The organism is Salinicola sp., assembly GCF_982684285.1.
In genome coordinates this window covers 1-1312 of the sequence record NZ_CEXLVS010000477.1, presented here as the reverse complement: position 1 = coordinate 1312, position 1312 = coordinate 1, and the positions used below count along the sequence as shown (strand labels likewise).

1 protein-coding gene is annotated in these 1312 nt (G+C 41.8%); it reads right to left on the bottom strand.

The genetic code is table 11. The annotated features are described in order from the left end of the window. Nucleotides 1-1312: class I tRNA ligase family protein (locus AC3AYF_RS21245; protein ID WP_487780454.1), on the bottom strand; the 1312-nt coding region annotated here is incomplete at both ends.

Genomic DNA, 1312 nt, shown 5'->3' with positions numbered 1-1312 from the left:
AGATAACGCTTGTTCTATTTCAGTTAATTTATCACGTTCTTTTTGCACGACTTCAGCAGGTGCTTTGGCTACGTAATTTTCATTGTTTAATTTGCCAGATGATTGTTTGATCACTTTTTCCAGTTTAGTGATTTCTTTATCCAGACGTTGAATTTCAGCCTCTTTATCAATCAAACCTTCCAATGGAATTAAGATTTCCATCTTGCCGACCAATGCGGTGGCTGCGGCTGGTGCTTCACCGTCAAGTAAATCAATGCTTTCTAAGTTGGCTAGGCGGCTTAGGAATTCACGGTTGTTTTCCACCCGATCCAAATCCTGTTGCTGGCTGTCTTTTAAGATAACCGGCAATTGTTTTTTCGGTGGAATATTCATTTGTGAACGAATTGACCGAATTCCAGTAATGAATTCCATTACCCATTCCATTTCAGCCACTGCTGCTGCATCGATTTTACTTGCATCAGCAACCGGATAAGCTTGGCTCATGATGCTGTCGCCCGATTTAGCTGCATCAAGACGACCTGCAAGTGGCGCAACTGTTTGCCAGATTTCTTCGGTGATAAAGGGCATAAAGGGATGAGTTAAACGTAAAGTGGCTTCTAAGACACGTACCAAGGTACGACGTGTGCCACGTTTAGCGGCTTCAGTTGAACTGTCGCTGGTTAATACTGGTTTTGATAACTCTAAGTACCAATTACAGTAGTTATCCCAAATAAACTCGTAAATAGCCTGTGCTGCATGGTCAAAACGATAAGCATCAATTGCTGCAGTGACTTTTTGCTCGGTAGTTTGCAGTTGTGAAATAATCCAGCGATCAGCTAGGCTTAATTCCACATCATCATTATCAATGCCGGTATCTTGATCTTCAGTATTCATCAATACATAACGAGCGGCATTCCATAACTTGTTACAGAAGTTACGGTAACCACAGATGCGGTTCATATCAAAGTTTATATCGCGGCCAGTAGACGCTAATGATGCAAAGGTGAAACGTAGCGCATCAGTACCATGTGATTCGATGCCGTCAGGGAATTCTTTACGGGTGGCTTTTTCGATTTTGGGTGCATCTTTGGGATTCATCAGTCCCTTGGTACGTTTTTCAACCAAAGATTCTAAGTCTATGCCATCAATAATATCGATAGGATCTAAAACATTGCCCTTAGACTTCGACATTTTATGGCCATGTGAGTCACGTACTAAGCCATGAATATAGACTTCTTTAAATGGCACATCGTCCATAAATTTCAAGCCCATCATCATCATTCTGGCCACCCAGAAGAAGATAATGTCAAAGCCGGTCACTAATACGCTACCT